At 52.9% G+C, this 26,031-nt stretch carries 21 protein-coding genes; 14 read left to right on the plus strand and 7 right to left on the minus strand.

The window, feature by feature from the left end; genetic code table 11:
- The first annotated feature begins 243 nt into the window (after positions 1–243).
- The 6 genes from fliD to ACK5LI_RS02955 all read left to right on the plus strand — a co-directional run bounded on the left by fliD (position 244) and on the right by ACK5LI_RS02955 (position 7,571).
- Positions 244–1,971, plus strand: a complete 1,728-nt coding sequence (fliD, locus tag ACK5LI_RS02930) for a flagellar filament capping protein FliD (protein WP_416946138.1) — start codon at positions 244–246, stop codon at positions 1,969–1,971.
- Positions 1,972–1,992: 21 nt separating this feature from the next.
- Complete coding sequence (fliS, locus tag ACK5LI_RS02935; RefSeq protein ID WP_416946139.1) at positions 1,993–2,829, plus strand: flagellar export chaperone FliS; 837 nt, start codon at positions 1,993–1,995, stop codon at positions 2,827–2,829.
- 272 nt (positions 2,830–3,101) lie between these two features.
- Entirely contained in the window at positions 3,102–4,217 is a 1,116-nt protein-coding gene (locus ACK5LI_RS02940; RefSeq protein ID WP_416946140.1) for a glycosyltransferase family 4 protein, read from the plus strand.
- On the plus strand, positions 4,204–5,619 hold the full coding sequence (locus ACK5LI_RS02945) for a hypothetical protein (protein WP_416946141.1): 1,416 nt from the start codon (positions 4,204–4,206) through the stop codon (positions 5,617–5,619). The genes ACK5LI_RS02940 and ACK5LI_RS02945 overlap by 14 nt, the downstream gene beginning before the upstream one ends.
- A 76-nt stretch (positions 5,620–5,695) precedes the next feature.
- Positions 5,696–7,213 carry a YIP1 family protein gene (locus ACK5LI_RS02950; RefSeq protein ID WP_416946142.1) on the plus strand — a complete coding sequence of 506 codons (1,518 nt, stop codon included), beginning with the start codon at positions 5,696–5,698 and terminating at the stop codon, positions 7,211–7,213.
- Positions 7,214–7,235: 22 nt separating this feature from the next.
- Positions 7,236–7,571, plus strand: coding sequence for a hypothetical protein (locus ACK5LI_RS02955; RefSeq protein ID WP_416946143.1), 336 nt, complete (start codon positions 7,236–7,238; stop codon positions 7,569–7,571).
- 617 nt (positions 7,572–8,188) lie between these two features.
- On the opposite strand, the gene ACK5LI_RS02960 is transcribed toward ACK5LI_RS02955, so the two are convergent.
- From ACK5LI_RS02960 to aprB, 6 genes are all read right to left on the minus strand, one after another.
- Entirely contained in the window at positions 8,189–8,932 is a 744-nt protein-coding gene (locus tag ACK5LI_RS02960) for a hypothetical protein (protein WP_416946144.1), read from the minus strand.
- 71 nt (positions 8,933–9,003) lie between these two features.
- Complete coding sequence (gene qmoC / locus ACK5LI_RS02965) at positions 9,004–10,158, minus strand: quinone-interacting membrane-bound oxidoreductase complex subunit QmoC (protein ID WP_416946145.1); 1,155 nt, start codon at positions 10,156–10,158, stop codon at positions 9,004–9,006.
- A 13-nt stretch (positions 10,159–10,171) separates the two neighbouring features.
- A complete protein-coding gene (locus ACK5LI_RS02970; RefSeq protein ID WP_416946146.1) occupies positions 10,172–12,439 on the minus strand; it encodes a hydrogenase iron-sulfur subunit in 2,268 nt (755 codons plus the stop codon).
- A 6-nt stretch (positions 12,440–12,445) separates the two neighbouring features.
- Complete coding sequence (locus tag ACK5LI_RS02975; protein WP_416946147.1) at positions 12,446–13,684, minus strand: CoB--CoM heterodisulfide reductase iron-sulfur subunit A family protein; 1,239 nt, start codon at positions 13,682–13,684, stop codon at positions 12,446–12,448.
- Positions 13,685–13,843: 159 nt separating this feature from the next.
- The gene (gene aprA / locus ACK5LI_RS02980; RefSeq protein ID WP_416946148.1) at positions 13,844–15,838 is read right to left on the minus strand and encodes an adenylyl-sulfate reductase subunit alpha; all 1,995 of its coding nucleotides are present in this window, start codon (positions 15,836–15,838) and stop codon (positions 13,844–13,846) included.
- A 46-nt stretch (positions 15,839–15,884) separates the two neighbouring features.
- Complete coding sequence (aprB, locus tag ACK5LI_RS02985) at positions 15,885–16,376, minus strand: adenylyl-sulfate reductase subunit beta (protein WP_416946149.1); 492 nt, start codon at positions 16,374–16,376, stop codon at positions 15,885–15,887.
- A gap of 622 nt (positions 16,377–16,998) precedes the next feature.
- On the opposite strand from aprB, the gene ACK5LI_RS02990 reads away from it, so the two are divergent.
- The 3 genes from ACK5LI_RS02990 (at position 16,999) to ACK5LI_RS03000 (ending at position 19,423) form a co-directional block, all read left to right on the plus strand.
- On the plus strand, positions 16,999–18,654 hold the full coding sequence (locus ACK5LI_RS02990) for a 3-phosphoshikimate 1-carboxyvinyltransferase (RefSeq protein WP_416946150.1): 1,656 nt from the start codon (positions 16,999–17,001) through the stop codon (positions 18,652–18,654).
- A complete protein-coding gene (locus ACK5LI_RS02995) occupies positions 18,614–18,874 on the plus strand; it encodes a hypothetical protein (RefSeq protein WP_416946151.1) in 261 nt (86 codons plus the stop codon). The genes ACK5LI_RS02990 and ACK5LI_RS02995 overlap by 41 nt, the downstream gene beginning before the upstream one ends.
- A gap of 75 nt (positions 18,875–18,949) precedes the next feature.
- Positions 18,950–19,423: a pyridoxamine 5'-phosphate oxidase family protein gene (locus ACK5LI_RS03000; RefSeq protein WP_416946152.1), complete on the plus strand. Its 474-nt coding sequence runs from the start codon at positions 18,950–18,952 to the stop codon at positions 19,421–19,423.
- A gap of 76 nt (positions 19,424–19,499) precedes the next feature.
- Here ACK5LI_RS03000 and ACK5LI_RS03005 read toward each other — a convergent pair whose 3' ends face one another.
- Complete coding sequence (locus ACK5LI_RS03005; RefSeq protein WP_416946153.1) at positions 19,500–20,690, minus strand: pyridoxal phosphate-dependent aminotransferase; 1,191 nt, start codon at positions 20,688–20,690, stop codon at positions 19,500–19,502.
- Between the two features lie 296 nt (positions 20,691–20,986).
- Between ACK5LI_RS03005 and ACK5LI_RS03010 the strand changes: the two genes are divergently transcribed.
- From ACK5LI_RS03010 to rimM, 5 genes are all read left to right on the plus strand, one after another.
- Positions 20,987–22,762 (plus strand): SulP family inorganic anion transporter, encoded by a 1,776-nt coding sequence (locus tag ACK5LI_RS03010; protein WP_416946154.1) that lies wholly within the window; start codon positions 20,987–20,989, stop codon positions 22,760–22,762.
- A 472-nt stretch (positions 22,763–23,234) separates the two neighbouring features.
- Positions 23,235–24,791, plus strand: coding sequence for a signal recognition particle protein (ffh, locus tag ACK5LI_RS03015; protein WP_416946155.1), 1,557 nt, complete (start codon positions 23,235–23,237; stop codon positions 24,789–24,791).
- Between the two features lie 83 nt (positions 24,792–24,874).
- Complete coding sequence (rpsP, locus tag ACK5LI_RS03020) at positions 24,875–25,114, plus strand: 30S ribosomal protein S16 (RefSeq protein ID WP_416946156.1); 240 nt, start codon at positions 24,875–24,877, stop codon at positions 25,112–25,114.
- Between the two features lie 90 nt (positions 25,115–25,204).
- Entirely contained in the window at positions 25,205–25,438 is a 234-nt protein-coding gene (locus tag ACK5LI_RS03025) for a KH domain-containing protein (protein ID WP_416946157.1), read from the plus strand.
- Between the two features lie 32 nt (positions 25,439–25,470).
- The gene (rimM, locus tag ACK5LI_RS03030) at positions 25,471–26,001 is read left to right on the plus strand and encodes a ribosome maturation factor RimM (RefSeq protein ID WP_416946158.1); all 531 of its coding nucleotides are present in this window, start codon (positions 25,471–25,473) and stop codon (positions 25,999–26,001) included.
- Positions 26,002–26,031: the final 30 nt, after the last annotated feature.

A 26,031-nucleotide genomic window follows, 5' to 3' on the forward strand; every position in this document is an offset into this window, starting at 1 on the left:
TAAAGTTCTGCCGCGTACAACCGATGAGGTTATCAAGGCCGATTTGACAGGCTTGCTGCCCTGCGCACTGCTGAAGTTCAGAACATGGCGTGTATCCGACAAACACACGCGTCACAAAAAGTTATCAGAACAGCAGACTATCCAGTCCGTTAGGGGCTGCACTATTTAACGGCGCATGGCATTTTCCTTGCATCCATGGCTACGGGCTATACCGCTCAGGAAAAAAATGCCCGAGGTGTAATTATGGCTACAGAACTGCTCTCAGGCGGCATACGATTTGACGGAATTTCTTCCGGTACCGACTTCAGCTCGATGATTGACCAGCTGAAGAAGGTTGAAAGCATCCAGAAAAACCGCATGGAATTGTGGAAAGGCGATTGGGAAAAACGCCTTGCTGCTTTTCAGGAAATCCGAACTGAAATCGGCAATCTTAAGGTGATTGTTGACAAGATGGACACCACTCAGGAGTTCATGACAAAGACAGCCTCGTCTTCAAACAGCAGTATTCTTACAGCCGCAGCCGGTACAGAAGCATTGGAAGGTTCGTATAAGCTTGAAGTTGGTCAACTTGCCACCAATGCCATTCTTACCTACCAGAACGGATTTACGGATAAAACCGCATCCATAAACTCTTCGGGTGCGGCACAGGAATTCGTTTACACCTACAAGGGCGAACAACACACAATTTCGGTTGCTGACGGGACTACGCTGGAAGGTCTTGTCAACATGATCAATAAGGACTCGCAAAACCCCGGAGTCCGGGCATCGCTGATCAAAACCGGCGATCAATACATGTTCCAGCTGAAAGGCATGGATCTGGGTGCCAACAACACCCTGACCATTGACGCTGCAACCACTGTAGGTTCGTTCGACCTTGACCCGGCGATGTGGCACGAGCAGGCTCCGCAAAACGCCCAGTATCGTATCAATGACTGGCCCGGCGGTTCCTGGTTGGAATCATCCACCAACACGCTGGACGAGGCAATCGAAGGCCTTACCATCAACTTACGGGATACAGGCGTAAGTCAGGTTTCTGTTGATACCGACCTTGATAAAATTACAGAAAACATCAGAGCTTTCGTCGACGGTATGAACACCGTACGTACAAAAATTCTTGAGTTGACAAAAGTTGACTCAAACAAGTCTGCGTCAGACCCCAACAAAGAAACCAGTCAGTTTGACGCTGAAAAAGGCTCTGTTCTTACAGGCAACTACGGTGTCCAGCTGCTTTCTTCGCGCCTTAAGCTGATTACCTCGAACAGTGGCCCCGGTTTCGATTATCAATATGAAGAAGACGGGCAGACAAAAGGTGATATATTCAGTTCCCTTGCACAGATTGGTATTATGACGAACTCGGATGAAAGTTCCGTCAATAATGGTCTGCTTGAGATTGATGAAGAAAAGCTGCGAAGTGCGTTGGAAAAATATCCTGACGAAGTTTCGGCCCTGTTTGCTGCAAGCGGCGAAGGGATTTCTGACAGTGCCGATTTTTCCTACCACTCTCATGTTAACGGCATCACGAAGCCCGGCAAGTACGAAGTAAAGTACGACATTGACGCCTCCGGCAATATCACCAATGCGACAATCGGTGGTGTTCCCGCCAAGATTGAGCAAGGATTGCACCAGATAGTCGCCATGGACGGACCGGCTAAAGGTTTGTCCGTTACGGTCGATAACATGACAGCAGGGTCATATAGCGACACTGTCCGTCTGCGGCAAGGCAAAATGGGGGAACTTTCCGGCACCTTGGCCGAAATGACTTCCAGCAACGGCACTCTGAAGATTCTGGAAAGAAACTATCAGGACATCATCTATCAGATTGATGAAAAAATTGAGCGGGAAGAATCACGCCTGTTGAAGTGGGAGCAGAACCAGCGACTCAGATTCTCGCGCCTTGAAGCAACGCTGACCATGTACGATCGTCAGACGCAGGCTCTTAGCTCTGCTATTCAACAGATGAGCAAGAGCTAGATAGACACACAGGAGACCAATATGCAGAAGGCAGCCCAGGCCTATTTTCAGACTCAGGTGTCAACCACCTCTCAAGGGCAGCTTCTCCTTATGCTGTACGATGGAGCTATCAAGTTCCTTAATCAGGCAAAAGATAAGATTGCTCAGCGAGACTATGCGGCCAAGGGTATCCTTATTTCCAAGGCTTTGGATGTCATCAATGAGCTAGACGGCAGCTTGAATCCGGAACAGGGTCCTGAACTGGCCGAAAACCTGCATAAACTCTATTTTTACTGTTCCACCAGACTGCTGAACGCAAACCTGAAAATGGATACCGCACTTATTGACGAGGTTATCAGAATCCTCAGCGGTCTTCGTAGTGCGTATGCTCAGATTATGGACACGCCGGGGGCTATAGAGGCGCAAAGGCAGCTGGCTGCAAAACAGCGTGCAGATGCGGCAATTCCACAAAACCGTACCATGATGCCTCAGGCTCAACCCGCTGCCGGCCCCGCATTTAACAGTGGAACCGCTGCAAAACGGTATGGAGCACAGGCTGCACCAGCAGCACCCCAAACAACCGCGCCACAGCAGCCCATTCAGCCTCCTTCAGGCACGACCGGCGGCTTTGGAGTGCCATCCGGCTTCGGTGCAGGAGCAAAGCGCGCTTATGCTGCACCGACGCAGCAGCCTCAGCCTGCGCCCTCCGCTCCTGAGGTTCCTCCCCGGCAACCCCGGCAGGTTACGCAACCAAAACACACAGAGCAGCCCCAGCAGGCTGCAAACAAAGAAGAAGCTGCGCCCCAGAAACCCGCTGGTTTCGGTTTTGGCAATCGTCAGTTCGGCGCAAGCCTTTACCGCAAGGCTGCGGACTCATAACAACAGATAGACAGCCTGTGCTCTGCACAGGCTGTTTTTTTATCCCCCCGTTGAAGCGGCTTTGGTAATTCCATTTTTCCCCCCCGAAATGGTCACCTTCAAAGCCGCTTCTTCTTTTCCGGTGTCGAACCGATGTTTTTTCCAGTTATGCTTGCTGACGGGTTTTTCTTTTCAAATCCATGTAGGTAGGCTACTTTACGGGCATGGCACAGTCAGGCATTCCGGTATTACATGCTATAAAATCGCTAGGGTTAGGCGGCACGGAAAAAGTTATGCAGCTCTTTGTGCAGACTCTTGCTTCGTTGTCCTGCGACCCTCAGCATAAAGGCTTTAAACCTGCGGTATGGAGTATGCACGATGGCGAGCGCGGTGATATTTTGCGCCAGAACGGCATTCCCGTATACATAGGTCCTGACATCAGCCTCGCCGCTGCCGCGCACCGCCCTGCCATCATCCATGTTCATCGTGCAGGCTGGCCGGAACCAGATCTGATGCGCCCCGTTCAGGCCATTCGAAAGCGCTCCGGCACAGGCAAACCAGCCCCTTTTCTTCCCATCGTTGTTGAAACCAATGTATTCGGCAGGCTGGACGACTCCCCTAGCGGGCGCGAAGTGGACAGTACACTTTTCGTTTCATCATTCTGTGCAGCACGATATCAGCACTTGTACTCCATTCCTGTAACCACCCCCCGCCGGATGGTTTTGTACAACCCTGTGGATACTGATTTTCTGGAACAGCATACTACTACGCCGGAACAACGCGATTTTTCACGCCCTGTCATAGGCCGGCTTTCACGGGCCGATTCAGGTAAATGGTCGCCCCTTGCGCTCTCCTTCTTACCTGCACTGGTAAAAAAATTTCCGCATCTGGAATACCGTGTTGTCGGGGGAATCGCTGAGGCCCGCAATTTTGTGGCAAAACACAGGTTACAAAATAATGTCCGTTTCTTACCACCTCTCCGCACAGAAAATGAACTGGCAGAATTTCTGGATGGTCTTTCGATTCTGGCTCATGCCAATGATACAGGAGAAAGTTTCGGGCTGGCCATCGCTGAAGCCATGTCCTGCGGCCTGCCGGTAATTACTCACCAATGTCATGACTGGCGCGATAATGCGCAAACCGAACTGGTGGACCAGAACATAACCGGCCTGATTGCGGACTCCGCAGATGAATACGCAGCTGCCGTGCACTATCTGCTCAGTCACCCCGAAGAAGCTCGCCGTATGGGAATTGCAGGTCGTAATAAAGCGAGAGCCTGCTTCAAAAAAGAGTACGTCACAAGACAGCTGGCTGCACTGTATCACACGTTGCTTGGTATTCCGGACACCGCAAGCAGAACCATGGGTAATCCGCATGCCTGTTTTACGAGGACAAATGATGCCTGCTGACACTGCAACCCTGCTGCGACAGTACACGTACACGCTCTTACCGTGGCAGGTAGGTGCAATTCCGGCCGGCACCCGCCATTCCTGCGACAGCAATCAGGGCACCATAGAACGCACGCTAGACAGACTGTTACAGGCTGCATCAAGAGCGCCGCGCAACCATGTGGTGCTGATGGGGCTTGCTGACGGCAGGCTGGCAGAAGCACTGGCTACAAAGTTGCCTGATGACCGCATGCTTACCGTTGTCGAATGCATCCCTCAGACCGTGCGCAGTGTCTATGCGTCATCATTGCTGCAAACAGATTCCGACGCCCCCTTAAAACAGACTTCGTTGTGGTGGATGCAAGGCAGACATACCTTGCTCTGCGATAATTCCCTGAAAGCACTTATGCTGTTGCTGCACCTTACCGGCAGAACTCCAGACCGGACAACTATGCTGCTCAACCCGCATATTTCACCGACTGAAAGAACACCCTATAAGCAACTTCAGCGACTGATGCTCTCAACTTATTCTCTGGCAGCAGATCATCCTTCGACGCCTGATGCCGGAATCTCTACAACGGGCATACAGCCAAGCACACCTTTGGAGTGTAATAAGCGGCCCACAGCTACGTCAGAAGCTGAAACTGACACCAGCTCCATCCCTTCAATACCAGTCGATAACACCCCTTTTTTTCAAGCTTCAGGCAACACGCACTCCGAGCCTGTTCTTAAAAAATTGAGCATTTGTGCCATTCTCCACCCGACAGAGCCACATCTGGATGATTTTTTTGCTCAGTTGCCTGACGCACGCGAAGTCGTCATTTTATGGGATGCAGAAACAATTCCCGCATATGCTCCGAAAACCGCATGCACTGTAAGGCAATACGCCAGACCATTGCAGGGAAATTTTGCTGCCCAGCGCAATGCAGTGCTGCAATACGTCTCCGGTGAGTGGCTTTTTTTTATTGATGGTGACGAGAGACTGACAAGTGAACAATGGCAGGGAGTTTCAGCCATAATGAAAAAAGCTGATGAGCAGAACATCGGCGGAGTATTATTCCCGCGCCAAACCTATTGGCCCGATGAGGAGCATGTACTGGCAGGTTTCGGGTTATGGCCCGATATGCAGCTTCGCCTGTTGCGCGCCTGCCCTACACTTGCATTCACGCGCCCCGTGCATGAAGTTATTACAGGAACCACAGGTAAGCTTGCCATTGCACCGGCACTTCCTATCGAACATTTTTCACGCCTTTACAAAGACGAGGTCATGCTGGCACAAAAGTTACAAATTTTTGATGCCGCCGCCGGACACAGGCAGCATAGGCTTAACAACAAGTATCCTTCATTACCAACACAATTTTTCCGTTCCCTTACAAGTCATTACAAAACAGATCATCTGTTGTTATTCCATCAAAACGGATAAAACCTGATGTCTCACTTCTTGATTTGACTTGCTTCCCAACATACACTGATTCGATATCATCCTTTGAGGTTTTTCCATGCAGATACGCTGTCCCGAATGTCAGTTCACACGTTACGTTGATGAAACAAAAATACCGCCGACGGCCGCACTAGCTACCTGCCCGAAGTGCAGGCACCGGTTCCGCTTCAGAGACTTTGCTCTGCCGGATGAGTTTACACTTGAGCCGGATCCGGATCAGCCTGAGGCACAGACAGTAACCCCCTCTCCGTCTCCCGATGTTACGGACAAAGCAATCTCCACGCGCCCTGAGCGTGGAAGCATGCCCCAATCCGGCGACATATGGAATGACATTGCCTCGCTCGGCGATAAGAAAGAGTCACCGCAACAATCCATACAAAAGGCTCCGGTAGATCCGGCTGAATCAGCCCGCCAGACTGAGCGTGCTACGGAAACTGCAGAAGTTGAAGGGGCTACGAATGTTCAAGAACAGCGTGTAAACGCACACACTGTCATTGATAATATCGGTAGCATAGAGTCAAAGCCTGCCCCCCGTCCGACAAATGAAGTGCCCACAGTTACGGAAACGGCCCCGGTTGAGCCCGTCCAACAGGCTGAACAGACTGCAGTAACAGAGTCGCGCGATGCGGCTGCGCCGTTCCAGCCGCGGGCAGAAGCGTACACTGATACTGAAGCAGCTACGCCCACTCCCGCTGAACGCGAAGAGCGTCCGGTAGCAAAAAATGACTTTAAAGACATCGTAGACGCTCACCATGCTGCTAAAAGCGATCCTTTTGGCGCTGGGCGCACTGAAGACTCAGTCGGCCATCACGAACCACGCAAAAATGCTGACGAATACTGGTCCGATACCCAGACGACACAGGAACAGCAGGAAGACGGCAGCCGCAGGATAGTTCTGGAAGACGAACCCTCATCTATTCCGGCTGACTTGCAAGACAGACTGAACAGGCCTGAACCACAGGATATTCCTTGGGAATGGCCCGACAGATACGGTTTCTTCCCTTCCTTCATTGAAACCGTCAAACGGGTACTTTTTTCGCCTGCACGCTTTTTTGCTTCAATGAGGCCGGGGCTGACCATTACCGCCCCGATTACGTTCTACCTGCTCACGGGCATTTTCGACGAGATTGCCACTCGCGGCTGGTTCCTTGCTCTGGCGCGCATGAATCATGAAGAGATTGCTGCAAGCCCGTTTGCCGGTCTGTTCAATGAAATGGTTCAGGCTTCAGGCAGCCTTTCAATGCTGCTGATGGCTATTCTTTTAATGGTGGTAAAACTCATTTTGTTCTCAGGCCTGTACCAGACATTCCTGCGCCTTGTCGGTGCAGACAAAGGCGGCTTTGTCACTACGTTTAGAGTAATTGCCTATTCCAACGCGGTTGGTATACTGGCCCTGTTCCCATTCTTCAGCCAGATCGTCGGCCCGTTCTGGTACCTGGTACTTACGCTTATCGGTATCAAGCACGGGCACCGTATCGGCTGGGGTAAGGCTATTTTTGCAGTATTACCTGTATATCTCTTGATGACGATCTTTACTGTAATGTCTGTTCAGACAATAATGGGAACCATAGGCTAAGTAAGAAACATCTGGAGTTGCCATGTTCACGCGCATAAAAGCCTTTTTTAAAGAGCTGCGGGAGCGTAAAAAATACGCAGACCGTATTGCACCGGCAACAATCCGGAGATTAGCAGTTGAGTTACGCAGTCTTACAGAACTTGCAGTGCGGACCGGTTCTCAGCAAACCATACCCTTTGAGCGTATCCAGAGGATACAAATGGAGATGGACCAGCTACTTGATCTGGTAAACAAGCCGGAGTTTATCCGCCTGTCCGTGCAGCGACGGCTAGAACTACACAACAGCTTACTCCAATCACGCGAATACCTTATAGAAAGCGTACAAACAACTCCGGCCCCCACAGACAGACTGCAATAGCGTACAAAAAAATCAAGCCCGCCATGATACCATGTCGGGCTTGTTTCATTTCAAACAGCAACTCGTCATTCGCATTATCATCCACTTCAGCAAAACTTCAAAGACAGCTCTGGCTATGTCTTTCTGACTAACAAGGTATCCAGATTAGCACCACCTGACCGTAGTCTTCTGAATGGACAGATAAAGAGTTTTGCCACAGTTCAGCATCGCAATTGTATGAGATCAAAGAGCTGCACCATGAACATGTTGCGGGAACCGACTACGCCCCGCGTAACATTTTTTTAGCAGCGGAGTTAGTATACGTTGTTATAACGGCATGGAGAAAGCACTCAGTCGACTTTTAGGCCAAACACGTCGCAAGATTAAGCAGCCACAAGAAAATTAACCACATTACGGATTACACTTGGCCTAATCCAAGATAATACCCACGGTTACAAGCTGATGCAATCCTGCGCCTCTTTCAGTTCCTCTTATCCAAAAGACAATGGCTTCGTACCCCAAAGAAATAGAAATATCCCGCCTCCCCAGCAGTATATTATGAAAAAAGGCCCGACCGCATAAGCAGCCGGGCCAACCGTAGGGTATTACAATCCGTTTCCGGATTCTATCCTGATAGCTTAGAAACCGAAGCCATCGCCGTCGGAACCGGAAGCGCCGAAGCCGAAGCTATCGGGAACGCTGGGTTCTTCAGGCTCGTCAAAACCTGCGGGAGCGTCTTCTGCTACTGCGTCAGCAGCAACTGCACCTGCAGCGGCGCCAACGGGCAGAGCCTTCAGAGCATCTTTCACAGCGCGGGAAACGATGTCCTTAACGCTGGATTCAATTTCAGTTTCGTTAATGGCAACCTTACCGCTGAATCCTGCCAGTTCTTTCTTGGCGGTAGCAGCGTCAGTCTGAGCTGCTTCCAGCTTGCCCTGCAGGTCTGCAACCTGCTTTTCCAGCTTTTCAGCCTGAGCCTTAAAGGGAGCAAGTTCGGCAACTTCAGCCTTTGCAGCTGCCAGTTCAGCAGCCTGAGCTGCATTTTCAGCAACATCAGCAGCCATTTTGTCCAGCACGGCAGAGATGCCGGCCATTTGGTTAGCAGGAATTGCTTCCAGCGAAACATTGTCGCCAAGGCGACCAGCTTCTTTGGCAGCCCACTCTTCGAAAACATCGGTCTCGGAGAATTCAGACTTCATGAAGTCGGGATGCAGGCTGTACAGCCAACCTTTTGCGATGGGAGCAACAGCGCCTTCTTCTACTTCGGAAAGGTCGCGCTGGGAAAGGAACCCAAGCAGGTCGGAGATATCGGCACCGCGCTTACCGGCGATAAGGCCGAGGATCGTCTCCATTTTAAATACTCTGCGAGCTTCGTCAGACATTTCTGCCTCCTATTTCAAGGAAAAGTTTTATCGTTCTTTATCGGGGTGCCCGCAAGCACCCCGTTGCGTGACTAGCGACGGCCCATCATCCGCACATAGGTCAGGGCTGCGGTACGGTATACCAGATGGCCCAGCTTGGACCAGGGTAGGTATGCGAACAGCATCCAGACAGACACAAGGTGCAGGTAGTAGACGAAGTATGCCACGGGAGCGATATCCGCAAGGCGGAACAGCTGTGAGCCGATACCGGTCAGGGTAACAAACCAGATCACATTAAGCAGATACCAGTCGTAGTAGTTAGACTTGGTCTTGCTGGGATCCTGCTGGCGACGGCGGTAGGTAAGAATAGCCAGACCTACAACCAGCATGATTGCACCGATGTTGGCCAGAATCTTAACAGGGAACGTCAGCGGCATAGGGGTATGGATAGCTATCGCGGGGATAACTTTGCCACCCCAGTGGCCGACAGCGACAATGCCAGTGACAACCATCAGGATCAGGAAGCTGTAAAATACAGCCATGTGCCCGACCTTGCGGTCAGATCTGTCGTCGCCGCAATCCTTGAACTTGGAATGGGTCAGGATTTCTTCTCTGAGCACGTCCAGAAGGTGCAGAGTCCAGTGCTTGGTTTTGCCGAGCATCAGGGTCTTGCCTTCAGGCTGGAACGAAGCAATCAGATTTTTGGTTCCTTTCCAGAAAATCCCCACCATGGTGAAAAAGGTCAGCATGAAAAGGGGGTCAATCGTGTAATCTCCGGGGAACAGCTTACCGAAAACGATCTGGCCTTCGGGAATAACCGAGCCGTTCACGCTTGCCATGATCATCCAGATTACGGCCCACAATACAGCAGGAATACCGAACAGGATGGGCAAGTATTTCGGAGAGCTCATCCACTTACCCACTATAGAGGGCTTGGTGAGACGCTGGTAAGCCATGTTACGCAGGGCTGCCAGCAGGTCTCCGGGCTTTGCACCACGGGGGCACAGGTCAGAGCAGGTGCCGCAGTTGTGACAAAGCCAGATGTCAACGTTATTGAGCAGCTTGTCGCGCATGCCCCAGGAAGCCCAAACCATCTCCTTACGAGGATAAGGGTTGCTTGCCGGGGAGATGGGACACGCGACACTGCAGGTGGCGCACTGATAGCATTTTTTCAGCGACTCTCCACCAACAGCTTGCAACTCCTTTACAAACTGAAGATCGGGTTCGATTCGTACAGGCTGAGCCATCTTCCATCTCCTCCTAGTAACCCTTGAACGGGTTGGGGCCCTTTTCAAGGATCATGTTCATGAACTCGTCGATCATGCCGGGCAACTTGTCGTATTCATCGATAGCAACTTCAAACTGCTCTACGCGCTCAGGCTCAACACCAAGACGGTTCAGAGTCTCAGCGATGTTTTCTTTACGACGGTTGCAGATTTCAGAGCCCTTGACGAAGTGGCACTGGTAGTCGTCACCGTATTTGCAGCCCAGCATCATTACGCCGTCAATACCCTTGGACATGGCGTCAGCAACCCAGATTGCGTTGACCGAGCCAAGGCAGCGAACGGGGATAATACGAACGTAAGGGCTCCAATGATGGCCGCGAAGTGCCGCCATATCCAGAGCAGGATACGCGTCGTTTTCGCAGGCAAGGATAATTACACGGGGGCCTTCAGCAGCCATATCGTCCGGAACATCAATTTCACGGATCATAGAACCGATCTGATCAATGTTGTAGTTAGCGAACGAGATAACACGTTCCGGGCATGCACCCATGCAGGTACCACAGCGGCGGCAGCGGCTGAAGTTGGGCTTCGGCGTACCTTTTTCATCATCATCCAGCGCGCCGAACGGGCACTCTTCTGTGCAGCGTTTGCACTGGGTGCAGCGCACGAAGTTGAAGATGGGGTAAGAAAGGTCGCCGGAACGGGGGTGCACAGCCATACCGCGGTTAGCGGATTCGATGCACTGGATTGCCTTCATGGTGGCGCCGATGGCGTCTTCTTCGGCAGCGTCCAGCATCATGGGCTGACGCACACAACCTGCTGCATACAGGCCGGTACGACGGGTTTCATAAGGGAAGCAGATGTAGTTAGAATCTGCGTACCCGTCAAAAAGATCAAGGTCAGGCAGGTTCGGACCCTGACGGTAGTCGAACCATACAACCGGATCTTTTGCGGTAGACGGAACCATACCGGTAGGCAGAACAACCATGTCCACTTTGATTTCCACATCTTCACCCATAAGGGTGTCGGATGCGGCAACCAGCAGACCACCGTCTTCAGCCTGAGTGATACCGGTGATCACGGCCTTGGACATCATCACGCCCAATTTGTCCTGAGCTGCCTTATAGAAGCGCTCGTGGATACCCTGCACAACCATGGAGTCGTACAGGATGAAGGCCTGACCGTCTTCATTATTATCGCACACGTAGCCGGCCTGTTTCAGGGCAACTACGCTGCTGATGGCGTTGGAGTAAGGCAGATGACGAACAGACTCAAGGTCCTTGTGTTCGTAGGTGCTTTCTTCTTCGCCTTCTTCTACTTCTTTCGCTTCAGCTTCTTTGCACTCTTCATCACAGATGGGCGCGTAAATATCGCCGCCATCAACGAGGTCGGTGTTCAGAATAAAAGCAACACGCTTGGCAGAGAGGGTACCCTCTTTTGCCATCTTCTCAAATTCAGCAGCGGTAACAACGCCTTCCAGCGAGCCGTAACCCATGGGGGCCATTGCTTTGGTAGCCATGGGCTGCCAGCCGGTTGCCAGAACGATGGAACCGATTGCGAACTCTTCGGTGCCGCCGGCTGTCTTTACTTTTGCAGTAAAGGCACCGGGCTGACCGGAAACTTTCTTAACCACGGCAGAGGTAAGAACCTTAATACGGTCATTACCCTGTACCGCAGCAATCTTCTGCTCGATGCCGGTGTCGTGAACATCGGTGAAGGGGTACTTAAGGGGCACTGTTTTCAGCAGCCCCTTGGCACGACCGCCAAGCTCACCTTCTTTTTCCACCAGAATAACGTCGTAACCGGAGTTAGCGGCGTTCACGGCTGCGGTAAGACCTGTCCAGCCGCCACCAAGCACCATAATGGTACGAACGCTTTCCACTTCACCGCCGCCGGCCTCTTCCATTTTAGTCAGCTTCACAACGCCCATACGAACGTAGTCAGCTGCTACCTTGAAGAGTTCTTCATCGGCCTCGGCATCTTCATCGACTTCTACTTTGGCACCGTAGCCGAGCACGCCCTGCTCACGCAGGTTAACGCGTTCTACAGTTACGCCTTCAAAGCGGTACAAATCCCAGTCAACGCGGGGCGACGAACCGACGATCAGTACGCCGTCGAGTTCGTTTTCAGCGATATCCTGACGAATTTCCTGACGGGCAGATTCTGCACCCAGTACGGGGAAAACCTTCACGACAGGGCAGGAGCCGCCGAACTTATTCGTCACCACATCGGAAAGCGCGTCCAGGTCAAGTCCGGCGCCGATGTTGGACTTATCGAAATATACGCCTATGTTCTTGGCCATTACTCGCTACCTCCCCTTCACCGTTTGAATCGCTTGCAGTGCGGCACTCGTGCCGGACTGGGCGGATCTCATGACATCGAGGGGCTTTTTGGCACAGCCCGCAGCAAAGATGCCCTTTTCTTCTCCGCCGATGATGAAGCCGTCTTCATCAACAGGAACGTCAATGGGCAGCTTTTCGCCAGCAAGAGTGGGCTGCATACCGGTAGCCAGCACTACCATGTCGTACCGCACCTTCTTCTTTTCGCCCTTAACAGCGTCTTCCACTTCGACGATTACATCGCCTGAAGCTGCATCTTCCTCAACACCGGCAACCTTGCCCTTGACGAGCTTGATTTTTTCATCAGCGCGGACCTTACGCATAAACTTATCGTAACGGCCGGGGGTACGCAGATCGATGTAGTAGATGGTTACTTCGGCATCGGGGAACTGCTCACGAACATACGTTGCCTGCTTCAGAGAAGCCATGCAGCAAATGTAGGAACAGTAGTTCAGGTGGCTCTGGTCACGCGAACCGGCACACTGGACAAAGGCGACCTTTTTAGGAGCCTTGCCGTCAGACGGGCGCTTAATGCTGCCGTCGGTGGGGCCACCGGCTGCGGCAAGACGCTCAAGCTGCATGTTTGTCACGCAGTTAGGAATCTGACCTGCGCCAAGATTGCTCAGGCGAGTCACATCGTAAGGCTTCCAGCCGGTTGCCAGAACGATGGAGCCGACTTCAAGTTCGATTTCGCGACCGGACTCGTTCATATCCACAGCAGCCGAGCGCCCGACTTTCAACTCGTCAGCTTTGGTAAGAGCTTCTTTGTCCAGTACGAAACGGTTGGGGAATGCGAAAGGAGCGCTGAGGTACAGCGGCTTACGCTTGGCAAGGCCGAAATCGAAATCGCTGGTGGTCTCCCCTTCCAGCGAAGAAGCCAAAAGGCCGAGGTCTGCACTGTAAGGAGCAGTGTGGCGCGGCTCAATGGCTACCTTTACGGTGTAATTCCCGGCTTCGCCCTTGACGGACTTAACACTGGCTTGCGTAAAGAATTTGATTTTAGGGTTGTTGCGGATGCGCTGGTACTGAATTTCCAGTCCGCAGGACGGCGGGCAGAGCTTTGGGAAATATTTACTGAGCTGCATGACCCGTCCGCCAAGAAATGGGGTCTTCTCGACGATGAACACTTCATAGCCGACTTCAGCGGCTTCTAGAGCGGCCGTAAGCCCGCTAAACCCGCCTCCGACGACAAGTATGGAGTTCGACATTGGAGCAATCCTCCCTACGGTTTTTAGGGCCTTTTTAATCAAAACGGCCTAAGCCCAGACAATAAGCGGCGCTTACTGCCCCGGCTCAGACCGTCTGGGGTGGGGGGTAAAAAAGGGGCGGTTGCGGCTGCAACCGCCCCCTGTAACTAGCGCGCCTGATTAAACAGGAACGATCTGGTAGTAAGGCTTCTTGAACACCTTGGTGGTGCCGGCCTTCACATCGTACTTCGAGTTAACGAAGCACTTCCACTTGGAATCGTCCAGACCCATGAAGTCTGCACGGTAGTAGAAGCCGGGGTAACGGCTTTCTTCGCGGAAGGAGATGTGCTGCATGTGCAGACGAACGGTCCACAGGCGGTGGTAGTTTTCCCAGCAGCGAAGCAGTTCGTGAAGGTCACGAGCAGCCAGCTTGAGGGAGTCTTCTTCCAGCATATCCAGCAGATGGAAGCCGGTGTCAAGAGCAGCCTGGGAAGTGGTGTAGTAAGTACCGCAACCACCACCGTATTCGTCGGTGCACTTAACAAGACGCATCATGAAGTTCTTGGGAGTGATGTACTCGGGGTTCACCACGGGGTCGGTAGAAGCGTCTTTGCCTGCCAGATAGTTGTAGTAAGGACGGTAGATCAGCTTAGCAAGATCTTCACCCTTTTCAGCGATGGCGGGCTTGTAATCCTTGTGGTCGAGGCACCAGCGGACCATCTGCTTACCGCAGATACGGCCTTCAGCGTGCGAACCGGAGGAGAACTTGTGACCGGAAGCGCCAACACCGTCAGCGCAGGTCCACAGGCCTTCAACGGTGGTCATACGGTTGTAGACCTTACCGTTTTTAGCGCGAACCTTGTAGTCTTCGGGTACCCACTCTTCGTCGGGACCGGAAGTCCAGATGCCGCAGCAACCGGAGTGCGAACCAAGCAGGTAGGGCTCGGTAGGCATAATTTCCGAACCAACTTCTTCGGGCTGGATGTTCATACAAGCCCAGAGGTTAGCCTGACCAACACACATGTCAAGGAAGTCTTCCCAAGCTTCAGACTCGAGGTGCTTCTGCTGTGCGGGGGTCATGGTAGCAAAGGTGTTCTGCAGTGCAGTCTTGGTGTCCATGTAGATGGGACCACGACCTTCACGCATTTCACGCAGCATCATGTGGTTACGCAGACAGGTGGGGATGATGTGACCCTTTGCGTAGCCGCGATCTTCGTAGGGCTTCAGCATGGCGCGGTTGGTTACGCAGTAGTCTTCACCCTTGAAGTTGGTAGCTTTAGCTTTGAACAGCAGGAACCATGCGCCAACCGGACCGTAACCGTCTTTGAAACGAGCGGGAACGAAGCGGTTTTCCATCATGGTCATTTCAGCGCCAACCTGTGCACACATGGTGTAGGTGGAGCCTGCGTTCCATACGGGGTACCAAGCACGGCCCATACCTTCACCGGTGGAGCGGGGCTTGTACACGTTAACAGCGCCACCGCAAGCAACGAGCATAGCGTTGGTGCGGAAGATGTGAACAACGTTGTCACGCAGGTCGAAACCTACAGCGCCGGCAACGCGGTTCTCGATGTTAGCGTCGAGCAGCAGCTTAACGATGAAGATACGCTCCATGATGCGGTCTTCGCCCAGAGCGTTTTTAGCAGCTTCAGCAACGATGTTCTTGTAAGATTCACCGTTGATCATCATCTGCCAGCGGCCGGAACGAACGGGAGCATCGCCGTTGCGCAGGGACTTGCCTGCAGCCTTAGCGGCAGCACCGTCGAGGTTGTGACCGTCAGCGTCTTTGATCCAGCAGGGAAGGCCCCACTCTTCAAAGAGGTGTACGGAGTCGTCAACGTGACGGCCGAGGTCGAAAATAAGGTCTTCGCGAACCAGACCCATAAGGTCGGTACGAACCATGCGTACGTAGTCGTCAGCGCTGTTGTCACCAAGGTAGGTGTTAATAGCGGACAGACCCTGAGCAACTGCACCGGAGCGCTCCAGAGCAGCTTTGTCGATCAGCAGGATCTTCAGTTCAGGGGCGTACTTTTCCATCCAGCGGATGGCTTCAAATGCGGTACCGCAAGCACCCATACCGCCACCGACGAGAAGCATGTCAACGTCGTGTTCCTTGATGGTGGGCTCGGCGATAGCCACACCCTTCACCTGTTCCTTAACGGGAATCATCGGCATGATATTTTCTCCTTAATGGGAAAAAACGTGAGTTCCAAATCCGAGCTTAAACAGCGGAAGCCTTGAATTCAGCAGCCTTGTCGGCCTCAGCAACATCAAACTTCTGACCAAGAGCAGTCTCGGGCTTAACCAGAGGAGTGGTCTCGGTGAACAGCAGTTCGTCTTCGAGGCTACCAGCTTCGGGCTTACCTTCGAAGGGCTTGATGGAGCCTTCAGGGGTGGTACGGATCGGGAACTTAAAGCGCTTCACGTTGCCGTTACGGAACTTAACAGTCCACATAATGGAATCAGCGGAACGCATGGGGATGCTGGTACCGCCCATAGGGGCGAAGTCAGCGTAGGGACGGGCGGTGATGGCACCCTGCGGGCAAATCTTTACGCAGGAGTAGCACTCCCAGCACGCCTCGGGTTCCTGGTTGTAAGCCTTCATTTCTTCAGGGTCCAGGATCATGAGGTCGTTGGGGCAGATGTACATGCAAGCGGTCTTTTCACCACCCTTGCATCCATCACACTTGGACGGATCAACATAAGTCGGCATACCTATTCCTCCAACACAAACGGAATTAAGGGTTTAACCTGTTTGGCCTTTCTCCGAAAACGGATCCATCTGGATTCGATGGAGGCACGAAAAGCAGGAATCCATCCCGCCTTCCGGGCCAGCACCGTGCCTAACGGAGACTTTGACGAATTCGTTGGCCCGTGCGCTTGTGAGATATTTAACAAAGCTCCCCTTGCGCTGTCAACAGACTTGTTCTTTTTTTTCACAACCATTTTAATTTTGTAGAAAATACAGCAAAAAAACGGTTATCCTACCCTCTCACAAAGAGCTTGTGAACAAGTTTGTCGGTCGGGTTCAGTGCCATTTACCCTTATTATCTAAATGATTCAACCCTGCTGAGCCGTTTTCCGCTTAATTTACGCATTTTTTCACTAGCCCGTTTCACAATCGCCACTTACGGGGCTGATTCTTCTTTTCGCTTCGCTCTGCAGCCGCCTCAAAACCAAGATTGTGAACACTTGCACATAGCCACTTGCAACCATCGGTTGCGACTCTCTTATATTTATGTTCCCCGGAGCACCACTTCATGACAGAATAGACTTGCTCCCTTTCGCAATTCACGCTAGGGGAACGCCACATATTACCTACCGGAAGGCTTATAATGCATAATGACTCACCCCGTCCCAAGCATCGCCGGTCTCTTGTTGAAGAGATTGTCGATCTGGATCAGGAACTTTTCCGCCTGCTTAGTTATCGTTGCAGGCTGGTAGCCAAAACCCGCCGTCCCAAACGTGAAGGCACGGGTACAGACGAAGTAAATAACGAAAAGAAAATCAGACTCGCCTGGGAACGTACCTCGGCACACTATACAGGTGACCAGCGTCTGCTGCGCCAGCTTTTTTCCATGCTACAGGAGCTCGACCTTGCCGAGCGCAAAGAAGAAGACACCAGATCCGACTTCAACCTTGCCCCTCAGCAGCGCCCTGTATCTGTCAATATCGCAGGTCCCGGTTCCGCTATTCAGGCTCGCATCTGGATTGCTCTTGCCGCTGCCGCTGGTGCTGCGTCGCGTATTGCCAACGTGGTCATTACCGACCCTGTCGTTGATCTGGTCAAAGCTCTGAACCAGTCCGGCGCAAAACTTTCCTGGGAAGGCGACTGCATTATCAGCAAGCAAGGCTCCGGTCTCGACTTTTCCGACAAAGTAGTCTTTGCCGGTGATGAAACGTTCAACGCATACCTGCTTGCGTTTCTGGCACTGCCCCACCCCGGCATGGTCAAATTTACCGGCGGACACCAACTGAAGCTGGCAGACCTGACTCCTCTGCGTCACTTTCTGCCTTCTCTCGGCGCACGCATTGCCCATATGATTCCCAAGTCCAACGGACTTCCGCTGCGCCTTGAAAGCGCAGGCATGCTGCCCGACAGCGTCAAGGTTCCCGCCGCACTGCCGGAGGAAGGTCTGACGGCTCTGCTGCTGGCCGCCCCCGCATGGGGCGTGAACATTTCGATTGATCTGAGCGACTCGCCGCATCGCCAGACTGTTCTGGGTGCAGTTCTGCCTGCTCTCAAGGCTTCCGGTGCAGACGTTCAGTTGCACGAAGACACTCTGTCCGTCAGTCCCGGTCTGCCTTCCGTTCCTGCTGAAACATCGCTTGATATTGATCCGCTTCTGGCCTCATACATTCTTGCGCTGCCCGCATTCACTCAGGGCTACGTACAGCTTGGCGGCGGCTGGAACAGCAACCTGCATGGCATGGATGATGCCGAAGCACTGTTGAAAGCCGCTGGCATCACAGCCAAGAACGTCGAAGAAGGCGTTCGCAGTGCTGCAACCGGAGACTGCGCTCTTGAAACACTGACGGAAGGCAAAAATCTGACAGCCCTTCCCGCGCAGTTGCGCCCGCTGGCGCTGGCGCTGGCGTCACATTGCGCAACGGCTTCCGGTTCCTGCACTCTTCCCGGCCTTGAGCGTGCACTGGCAGACCTGCCGGAATTCCGCGAAGGTGCTGACAGCTTTCTCACCCGTCTGGGACTGAATGCAGAAGGCGACACTCTGACCAAACCCGAAGGCAAACCCCAGATGCCGGCCCCGTGGACCTGCCCTGACGCTTGGTGGGCCATGGCATACGCACTGGCAGCCTTCAAACGTCCCTACGCCGCCGGTCTGCGCATTGCCAACCCCGGTGTCATAACAGACCTGATGCCTTCCTTCTGGCTGCTTTACAACGGCCTTCCCAATCCGAATATGAAGCGCAAACCCAAGGAGTCACCCGATGGAGACAAACCTGCTCGCAGACGAATCATTGCCGGATAATATTCCGGATGTTGAAGCCCTTATAGCAAGCTACAATAAGCAGCTGGAAACGATGGATGAAACCATCGCCAAACTCCGCGCGTCTGAAGATTTCAAAAACGGCGTATTCTTTGCCAAAGAAATCCACGAAGCGCTCCAGTTGAAAAACCGCTACACTGTGGAGCGCCAGTTTGCCAAAAACAGGCTCAACAGACTTCGTATGGAGCAGGAACCCTTCTGATTCCGCCCAAAAGCAAGTAAGGCGACACCCAACGGTGTCGCCTTTTTTCTACCCGAACATCACAAAGGAAAGCCCATGCGCCTGCACAAACGAGAAACGACCAGTCCCGAATCCATCAATGCCATTTTAGCAGCCGGCAGCCACTGCATTATCTCAATGGTAGCGCCGGACGGCTCTCCCTACGCAGTCCCCGTTAACTACGGCCATGATGGGACATCACTGTTTTTCCATTGCGCACTGGAGGGCAAAAAACTTGAAATTCTGACTGCCAACCCAGCCGTGTGGGTTACGGTGGTCAGCCATATGCAGTTTGACGATGGAGGACCAACAGCCCCGGCATGCAAAGCGACTTCGGCGTTCTCCAGCCTGATGGCATCGGGAACGGCACATGTTCTGACCGATGAGAAAGAACGTTCGGAAGCCATGCGTTGTATTCTTCGCCATTTCAACATTGAGGACAGATCGCTCTCAGACATGATGCGAGTCACGGCACTTGTCCGCATTGACTTGACGGACATCTGCACAAAAGAGCGCCCGCTCAACAAATAATCACCCCTGAAAGGCAAAAAACAAAAGGCCGGAACCCAAAAGTTCCGGCCTCATCATTTTCAGACAATCCGCAGCGCTATTTAAACTTTGCAATGGCTTTGGCAAATCCTGCAGCACTGCGCCGGATGACCTCTTCGCCAACGCAGAAGGTCAGGCGGAAATAACCGGGACCGCCAAAACCGGAACCGGGAACTGCCAGTACCTTCTCTTCCATCAGCACGCGGCAGAACTCTACATCGTCGCCACCGGGGGCCTTGGGGAAGAAGTAAAAGGCCCCCTTAGGCATGCTGAATTCATAGCCAGCCTCGGCAAGCACTTCTGCCATAGCATCTCTGCGGCGGGCATATACGTCAACGTCCACCTGAAAGCCGAGTGCATGCGCCATAATATGCTGACCGATTACAGGCGGGTTGACGAAGCCGAGAATGCGGTTGGTCAATGTGAGAGCACCCATCAGCATTGCGCGCTCTTCCATACGCGGCGACAGGCAGATGTAGCCCACACGCTCGCCAGCCAGAGACAGGTTTTTGGAAAAGCTGCTGACAACTGCGCTATAAGGATAGATGGGCAACACACTGGGCACGGTGATACCATCGAACGCGAGGAAGCGATAAGGTTCGTCAGAAATCAGGAAGATGGGACGACCGTTTTCTGCGCTTTTACGCTCCAGCATGGCGCCGAGAGCTTCAAGTTCTTCCTTGCTGTACACCACGCCGGTGGGGTTGTTGGGCGAATTGATGATAAGCACACGGGTTTTGACAGTAATCTGAGCCTCAACGGCATCAATATCCAGCTCAAAGGTATCAGGGCGGCTCATGGCAGTTTTAAACACACCGCGATGATTAGATACATAAAAGCCGTATTCAACAAAGAACGGCGCAACGGCGATCACTTCGTCACCGGCTTCAAGCACCGCGCGGAAGAAAGCATTCAGCGCACCAGCTGCGCCGCAGGAAAGCAACAGATCGCCAGCTTCCACAGCATAACCCTGTTCTTCAGAAACCTGCTTTGCCAAGGCTTCGCGAGCCCACGGAAAACCACCATTCGGCATATACCCGAAAGCAAATGGTTTATCGGCATTATCTGCAACCTTACGCAACGCTTCGCCCACGGCAGGCGGTGCAGGCAGGTCAGGGTTTCCAAGACTGAAGTCGCACACTGCGTCTTCACCAAATTCTTTTTTCAGTGCAATTCCGGCCTCGAACATCTTACGAATCCAAGATGATTTTTCAAGGTATCCTGTGATTTCTGCGGAAATAAGCGACATGTCCACCTCGTACTGTCGTAAAGCTTGGCCGTTGCAAAACGGCTGTTTTTTCAGACTCAACCACAATCCGATAGGCAATACCGGTTCTGTTGTCCAGTGAACACGCTACATACACGCCACATGCCACCGGCACTACGATTCATCCGGCACAGCCGGCATAATGTGCAATTAATCTTCATAGATTATTGAATCACGCGCATCATGCCGCTATAGTAGATAATCCGGCATTATGATACGCAGGATAATCAAGCACCACATTCAGCTAACCACAAGCTCATAAACGGAGCATTCGCATAATGAAATCCGGCATCACAACGTTTTTGCCTTTTTTAAGCTGGCTGCCCAAAACCACTCCGCAAAGCGCACGCGCCGACCTTCTGGCAGGGCTGACAGGCGCTATCATCGTTCTGCCGCAGGGTGTCGCCTTTGCCACGCTGGCAGGGCTGCCCCCTGAATACGGCATTTACACAGCCATTGTTCCGGCCATCATTGCAGCACTGTTCGGCTCATCCATGCACCTTGTCTCCGGACCGACTACAGCTATCTCTCTGGTCATTTTTTCCAATGTCAGCGAGCTGGCTACGGCAGGAACGCCTTATTACATCGGGCTGGTTCTCAGCATGACTCTGCTGGCGGGATTGATACAATTCATTCTTGGCTCTGCCCGACTGGGATCTGTGGTCAACTTTGTGTCCCACTCTGTGCTGACAGGATTTACTACAGGAGCTGCAATTCTTATCGCGGCAAGCCAATTGAGCGGTTTTGCAGGAGTCTCCATTCCGCGAAGCGGCTTTTTACCTAAAGATCTCTGGGCATTGTTCAGCATGTTGCCTCAGGCCAGCTGGCATGCTGCAGCCATTGCTATGGCTACATTTGTAACAGCACTGCTGGTACGAAGCATAGATAAAAGGCTACCCGCCATGTTGGTGGCAATGATAGTCGGCGGACTGGTCTGTCTGGGCATCGACGGCGCAGAAAACGGAGTGCGCATGGTAGGCGCACTGCATGCGGCAATCCCGCCGTTTTCCGTGCCGGAGTTTGACCCGCAACGGTTGGGCACGCTGTTACCCGGCGCCCTTGCCGTGGCCATGCTGGGGCTGGCTGAAGCTGTTTCCATTGCCCGTTCCATAGGCACGCTTTCGCATCAGCGCATCGATAACAATCAGGAATTTATCGGACAAGGGCTGTCAAACATCGTGGGATGCTTCTTCTCAGCGTACGCATCCTCCGGCTCATTCACCCGAACCGGCGTCAACTATGCTGCCGGTGCCCGCTCTCCTCTTTCTGCTATTTTTGCAGCTTTGTTACTGGTCGGCTTGGTATCTTTGATGGGCGGGCTCGCGGCGTACCTTCCGTTACCTGCCATGGCGGGTGTCATCATGCTTGTAGCCTGGAACCTGCTGGACTTTGAACATATCCGCCGCATCATGCGTGCAGGCAGCGGCGAACCGCTGGTGTTTGCGGTCACGCTGGTGTCCACCCTTACTGTAAAGCTGGAATTTGCACTTATTGCTGGTGTCGCTCTTTCGCTGCTTATTTACCTGCACCGCACCACTCATCCTCATTTCATGCCTATGGCCCCTGTCATCATCGACGGCAGCAGACACATCATCCGGCAGGAAACCCGTGCACTCCCTGAGTGCCCCCAGATAAAAATTCTCCGCCTCGACGGTTCGCTTTTCTTTGGTGCGGCAGAGCATGTGGCAGAAGAGCTGGAGGAGGTTGTAGAAAAAAACCGAGGGCAGGATCATATACTGATCATAGCCAGCGGCATTAACTTTATCGACTACTCGGGCTGCGAAACCATTTTTGAAGAACGCAGACTGTTACAGGCGTCAGGAATCAAATTGTATATGTGTTCCGCCAACCCGGGCGTAAAAGCAACTATGGAACGCATGCAGTGCGGCCCGTCAATACCGCTTTATGCTGATAAGGCTGAAGCCATCGCCCAAATAGTTCCGGAGCTTGATATGAAAAGATGTGCGACCTGCACCCGCAGAGTCTTTCAGGAGTGCGCGACACTGCCGGGGGCAGAGCTGGAGGCTGAAAACACAGAAAAGTGTTCAGTCTGATGACAGCCTGAAAAACGTGGAAGGCATTTCTCTGGCGCACAGTCCGCGGCTGGAAGTCTCCATCCCACTACCAAGGGAAAAGCAGATTTGCACAGCCAGTTTCTGCAGCTTGGCCCCTTCCAACCAACAATGAACACCAGCCGCCCCAATCAGGGCGGCCGGTTTGCTTTTATCGCAGTTAGGCATCATTGTTTTCTGCCGCAGTCAGGCGCATGATCCTCTCTGGCCTGTCTGATGATACAACCGCAGTTATTGCGACTGCGGGGTGCATTTCTTTATGTGATAGCCCCACAGGACAGAATCCTTCCGTGCAGCAAAGCGTACGCTCTGACCTTGCGTAAAAGCAGCACTTTCCGCTACACACACGGAGCCCGTCGCAACGGGGCACTGCGGGCAAGCCAAACTCTATCCTTGACTTCCGCGTAGAAGTCACTTAACGAATCGCCTCTTACGTTGTTAACTTGGGGTTATCATGTTCGAAACGCTTTCCGATCGATTGTCGTCGGTATTCAAGAAGTTCAGCGGCCAGAAACGGTTAACTGAAGAAAACGTGCAGGAAGGCCTGCGCGAAGTTCGCCTTGCGCTGCTTGAGGCCGACGTCAACTTTAAGGTCGTCAAGCAGTTCATTGACCGTGTACGCGACAAATGCCTTGGGCAGGACGTTCTTAAAGGTCTTAATCCTGCACAGCAGGTCATCAAAATCGTCAACGACGAGATGGTGGAACTGCTGGGCGGCGAGACTACGGGATTGGACCTGCGCGGCAAGCAGCCCTACGTCATCATGATGGTGGGCCTGCAGGGCTCGGGTAAAACCACGTCCACAGGCAAGCTGGCCAACCATCTGCGCAAAAACAGCATGCGTCCGTATCTGGCGCCGGCAGACGTATACCGCCCTGCTGCTATCGACCAGCTGAAAACGCTGGCCTCGCAGCTGGATATGCCCGTATACGACTCCACGGTGCAGATGAATCCGGTTGATATTGCCAAAAACGCAGTAGCAGCCGCCAAAGAGCAGCAGTGCAACGTCGTCATCCTTGACACCGCAGGCCGTCTGCACATCGACGAAACACTGATGCAGGAACTGGTAGCCATCAAAGAGGCTGTCGGTCCGCAGGAAATTTTATTCGTTGCTGACGCCATGACAGGTCAGGACGCCGTTACCGTTGCTGAAGCGTTTAACGCAAAGCTCGACATTACCGGTGTTGTTCTGACCAAAATGGACGGTGACGCGCGCGGCGGTGCTGCGCTGTCCATCAAGACGGTTACCGGCAAGTCGGTAAAGTTCGTCGGTATGGGCGAAAAGCTTTCCGACCTTGAAATCTTCCACCCCGACCGGATCGCCAGCCGTATTCTGGGCATGGGTGACGTTCTGACGCTTATTGAAAAGGCGCAGACAACCATCAAGGAAGAAGAGGCGGAAGAACTTGGCCGCAAAATGCAGCGGGCCGAGTTTGACTTTGAAGATTTTCTTACCCAGATGCGCCGCATGCGCAAACTGGGTTCTCTTGAAAGTATCATGAAGCTGATTCCCGGCATGGGAGCCCTGCGCGAAAAGCTGGGCAACATGCAGGTTCCTGAAAAGGAAATGGCGCGCATCGAAGCCATTATCAACTCCATGACCCTGAAGGAACGGCGTCAGCCTGCCCTGATGAGTACCAGCCGCAAAGAACGCATTGCCAAAGGTTCCGGCACCACTGTAAAAGAAGTGGATAAACTGCTGGCCAACTTTGAAGGCATGCGTCAGATGATGAAGCAGATGATGGGCGGCGGTAAAAAGAAAAAAGGTAAAATGCCCAAACTGCCCGGCATGGGCGGCAAGGGAATGCCTGATCCTTCAGCGCTGGGTGATCTTTCATCCCTTGGCGGAATGCCCGGCATGGGCGGACTTCCCGGGATGGGCGGAATGCCCGGTATGCCGGGAATGGATGGCATGCAGCCCTCCGGTCCCAGCAAGCAAGAGCTGAAGAAAAAAAGAGATCAGCGCAAAAAAGACAAACAAAAAAAGAAACAGGGCAAGAAAAAAAGGTAAGATTGCGGCCAGCGCAGGGAGTGTCCCCTTGCGATTTCCCGCAAATACCATATTATGCCATAAAATAATGGGAGAGTGTCATTATGGCCGTTAAGCTTAGATTGACCCGTATGGGCAACAAAAAACGCGCTTTTTACCGCATCATTGCTATCAACAGCGAAGCTCGTCGTGAAGGCCGTCCTTTGGACTACCTTGGTTTTTACAACCCCATGGTGGATCCCGCCGAAGTTAAAATCGACAACGACAAGGTACAGAAGTGGCTTGATCGCGGCGCAGAACCCACCGACACCGTACGCGCTCTGCTGAAAAAGAACGCGAAGTAGTCGCGGTCGAAGTAGAACCGAAAAACGGTCTATCGCGGCAGCGCCTCTTTCACGCTGTTAATCCTGTGGAAGCACTAGTGGAGGTGAGCCATGTTGAAGGAACTCGTCGAGTACATTGCCAAGTCTCTTGTGGATAACCCCGATGCTGTTGTGGTTACCGAGGTTGAAGGTGAACAGACATCTGTTCTCGAACTGAAAGTGGCGAAGGAAGACCTCGGCAAAGTTATAGGCAAGCAGGGGCGTACTGCCCGTGCTATACGCACCATCCTCGGCGCTGCCTCCACCAAGGTCAGAAAGCGTTCTGTTCTGGAAATTCTGGAATAGCGCTCTCTGGATGAAGGAAGCCTAAAGCGTAGATGGACAAATACGTTCAGATTGGCTTGATCACCAAGCCCCATGGACTTCGGGGGGAAGTCTGCGTCACTTCTTACGCGGACTCCCCTTTTCTCATGCAGGAACGCGTTTTTCTGCAGGCGGGTAAAGGCCCATGCGTTCCCTACAAGGTAAAGGCATCACGTAACCACTCCGGTACGCAGCTTCTGCTGCTTGAAGGTGTGGCAGACAGAAATGCCGCTGAAAAGCTTCGTCAGCACAACGTGCTGATTCCGCACGATGAACTGCCGGAACTGGATAACGATGAAGTATACATCGAAGACATCCTCGGCTTTACCGTCGTACTGGACGAAGACGGAAGCACAGTAGGAACGCTGGAGTCGTTTCAGGCTCCCACCCCTGAACAGGAAGTGTGGGAGATAATAACACCCGACGGCAAAGAAGTGCTTTTTCCTGCCACAGAAGAGTTTGTGGCCGAAATAGACTTAGAGTCAGAGACCATACGCATCACCCCGCCGCCCGGCCTGCTGGAGTTATATCTTTCCGGCAAGTAACGCCGTGCGGCATCGCTGCTGTGCGCAGCG

The sequence above is a fragment of the Oleidesulfovibrio sp. genome (genome assembly GCF_047973035.1).
Classification (GTDB): Bacteria; Desulfobacterota; Desulfovibrionia; order Desulfovibrionales; family Desulfovibrionaceae; genus Oleidesulfovibrio.

Coding starts and splice junctions, on each gene's coding strand:
- fliD (WP_416946138.1), top strand. CDS start 244: ATGGCTACAGAACTGCTCTCAGGCGGCATACGATTTGACGGAATTTCT.
- fliS (WP_416946139.1), top strand. CDS start 1,993: ATGCAGAAGGCAGCCCAGGCCTATTTTCAGACTCAGGTGTCAACCACC.
- ACK5LI_RS02940 (WP_416946140.1), top strand. CDS start 3,102: ATGCAGCTCTTTGTGCAGACTCTTGCTTCGTTGTCCTGCGACCCTCAG.
- ACK5LI_RS02945 (WP_416946141.1), top strand. CDS start 4,204: ATGATGCCTGCTGACACTGCAACCCTGCTGCGACAGTACACGTACACG.
- ACK5LI_RS02950 (WP_416946142.1), top strand. CDS start 5,696: ATGCAGATACGCTGTCCCGAATGTCAGTTCACACGTTACGTTGATGAA.
- ACK5LI_RS02955 (WP_416946143.1), top strand. CDS start 7,236: ATGTTCACGCGCATAAAAGCCTTTTTTAAAGAGCTGCGGGAGCGTAAA.
- ACK5LI_RS02960 (WP_416946144.1), bottom strand. CDS start 8,932: ATGTCTGACGAAGCTCGCAGAGTATTTAAAATGGAGACGATCCTCGGC.
- qmoC (WP_416946145.1), bottom strand. CDS start 10,158: ATGGCTCAGCCTGTACGAATCGAACCCGATCTTCAGTTTGTAAAGGAG.
- ACK5LI_RS02970 (WP_416946146.1), bottom strand. CDS start 12,439: ATGGCCAAGAACATAGGCGTATATTTCGATAAGTCCAACATCGGCGCC.
- ACK5LI_RS02975 (WP_416946147.1), bottom strand. CDS start 13,684: ATGTCGAACTCCATACTTGTCGTCGGAGGCGGGTTTAGCGGGCTTACG.
- aprA (WP_416946148.1), bottom strand. CDS start 15,838: ATGCCGATGATTCCCGTTAAGGAACAGGTGAAGGGTGTGGCTATCGCC.
- aprB (WP_416946149.1), bottom strand. CDS start 16,376: ATGCCGACTTATGTTGATCCGTCCAAGTGTGATGGATGCAAGGGTGGT.
- ACK5LI_RS02990 (WP_416946150.1), top strand. CDS start 16,999: ATGCATAATGACTCACCCCGTCCCAAGCATCGCCGGTCTCTTGTTGAA.
- ACK5LI_RS02995 (WP_416946151.1), top strand. CDS start 18,614: ATGGAGACAAACCTGCTCGCAGACGAATCATTGCCGGATAATATTCCG.
- ACK5LI_RS03000 (WP_416946152.1), top strand. CDS start 18,950: ATGCGCCTGCACAAACGAGAAACGACCAGTCCCGAATCCATCAATGCC.
- ACK5LI_RS03005 (WP_416946153.1), bottom strand. CDS start 20,690: ATGTCGCTTATTTCCGCAGAAATCACAGGATACCTTGAAAAATCATCT.
- ACK5LI_RS03010 (WP_416946154.1), top strand. CDS start 20,987: ATGAAATCCGGCATCACAACGTTTTTGCCTTTTTTAAGCTGGCTGCCC.
- ffh (WP_416946155.1), top strand. CDS start 23,235: ATGTTCGAAACGCTTTCCGATCGATTGTCGTCGGTATTCAAGAAGTTC.
- rpsP (WP_416946156.1), top strand. CDS start 24,875: ATGGCCGTTAAGCTTAGATTGACCCGTATGGGCAACAAAAAACGCGCT.
- ACK5LI_RS03025 (WP_416946157.1), top strand. CDS start 25,205: ATGTTGAAGGAACTCGTCGAGTACATTGCCAAGTCTCTTGTGGATAAC.
- rimM (WP_416946158.1), top strand. CDS start 25,471: ATGGACAAATACGTTCAGATTGGCTTGATCACCAAGCCCCATGGACTT.